1 protein-coding gene is annotated in these 2182 nt (G+C 27.9%); it reads right to left on the bottom strand.

Annotation, left to right across the window (positions count from 1 at the left end; translation table 11 throughout):
• Positions 1-867: 867 nt before the first annotated feature.
• On the bottom strand, positions 868-1554 hold the full coding sequence (locus DRF75_RS04980; protein WP_129992777.1) for a hypothetical protein: 687 nt from the start codon (positions 1552-1554) through the stop codon (positions 868-870).
• Positions 1555-2182: the final 628 nt, after the last annotated feature.

The raw sequence follows: 2182 nt of genomic DNA, 5'->3' as shown, positions 1-2182 counted from the left end.
AATAATAAGTACTTATCTAGATCAAAAAAGCTCTACATCACCTATACTAACATCTAGAAATTATCACAAACACTAAAATGTTTAACAGAAATATAACCTGTAACTTACCTATTTGCATATTTCAAACTTAGATCAATAATAAGTACTTATCCAGATCAAAAAACTCTATATCACCTATATTAACTACTGAATAATGCTGTACCTATTTTCTCTAGAATGATGTCCAATATAAGACTAGTTTTTACAAAATCTTAATAAATACTGCAATTTCCCTATAATACTATCAACTAATAAGCATATTTCAACTCTCTGATCTACATTATATTGATTCTTAGTAGAATAAATTTTAACACAACACATAGTTATTACGCTGTGTATACACTCTATAATTTATCTTATAATACTATCAGCTAATAAGTACATTCACTCTCTGATTAATATTGGACTGACCCTAATATAACAAATTTACCTAATAACCAGCTGTCCCACAATATACATAAACATCACCAACTAACAAGCATCTTCACACTCTACTCAGTGCTGCATTGATTTCCAGTACAATAAATTTTAATTCAATAAACAATTTTATAAATTGGACAATAAATATTGCAATTTCCACTATACTTAGTATTTTCATGTAATGAGCTATTATATACACTTGTAATTACAATTATTCAATTTTTTTGAATTTTTAATGCATTATAAAACTTAACACAGTTAAATTGTATATTTTATTAGCGATAAAATACAAATTAACAATAAGTATAAAATTTAAATATAAGTTTTTAAATGAGCAACTAATTTATAATTTTGATTATCTTTAAAAAATCAACACATATTAGGTTTATCAATCAACTTCACCAGTACTTATGATTGACGAAGTAAACATAATGCTGAACATTGAATACTTCCAATTTGTGAAGAAACTTTTTCTTGTGCCTCACAGAATTGCATCAAATTTAAAATTTTAGCCCGATACTGATTAAGCATTGCAATATCAGATTCACCATCATATACTTTAAGCAATAATTCTTCTAAGTCTCTTGCTCTTTGTATTAATACATCTCTACCAGTTTTGATAAATTGCAGAATTTTTTCACTATTCAATAACTCAGGATTGCCAAGAATACTAGCTGCAAGCCACTGTGTGTCATAAAAAAAAGCAGCAAAACATTCCCTACACAAAGCTATTTCCTTAAGATTCTTTGAACACGTTTGTGCGACATCTACCAACATGTCATGAAAAATTTGTGCAGTATATGCACGAAACATTAAACATTTAAGAAAAGGAATGTCCTCAAATCTTGGTCTACTACGAGCCCACAGAAAATTAAAATTTACACCATCTTCACACTTGCCTAGCTTTTTAGTAGCCCTTAACATTTTACTTGTAAAGTCTAAAGGTTCATATATTTTTTTTCTTACATTTGGTTTACTAACTTTCTTAGTACGAACTGTAGGTTTTATAGTATCTTCTTCACCTATTACTTGTGATGTCTGCTCATCAAGCGCTCTCTTTTGCCGTTCCAGCAACTGCTCATCTTGTTTTAACACAAAAAAATGCTTTAATAAGCAATATAATAACAAACAAAGCACAATAAAAGTGAACACCACTAACAATACAATGCCATGCCTTACATTAACATGCATAACCGCCTCTAAATATTAGGACTATATCTATAAACATTAACATAAAACTTTAACATTCTAATAAAGTCACTATAATATGTATAAGACATTTATCATTAACAAACACTCACAGAATCTGATCTTTTTAACACACTTACTTAAAATAACCATCTTTTTTATTTCTAAAAATATACCCATTGAAATACTTTTTAACTTTAGTACAAAGTTATACAGTACTTATCACAAATTTTATAATCACTAGCATATAAACAACTATCTGCTACTTATTTTAACACACGAATTACAACAACAATTATAAAACACTTGTATAATGCTTACAACTACATTTCTTACCTTCAACTAATAACCATACATTACACGTAACATTGTAAGCAACGCGAATTCAAATGACGCTTAATTATCTAGGCTCTTCTATACATTTTAATTCACTTTAAGCAAACTGCTCTATATTCTTTCTCAGTAGTACACAATGGTAAAAATAGAATATATATTTGAAGTACACAACAAAACTATTTACTCGTCATAAAATGTT

It is taken from the genome of Ehrlichia minasensis (genome assembly GCF_004181775.1).
GTDB lineage: Bacteria > Pseudomonadota > Alphaproteobacteria > Rickettsiales > Anaplasmataceae > Ehrlichia > Ehrlichia minasensis.
The sequence above is the reverse complement of the archived record's forward strand: the minus strand, read 5'-3'. Positions and strand labels throughout refer to the sequence as shown.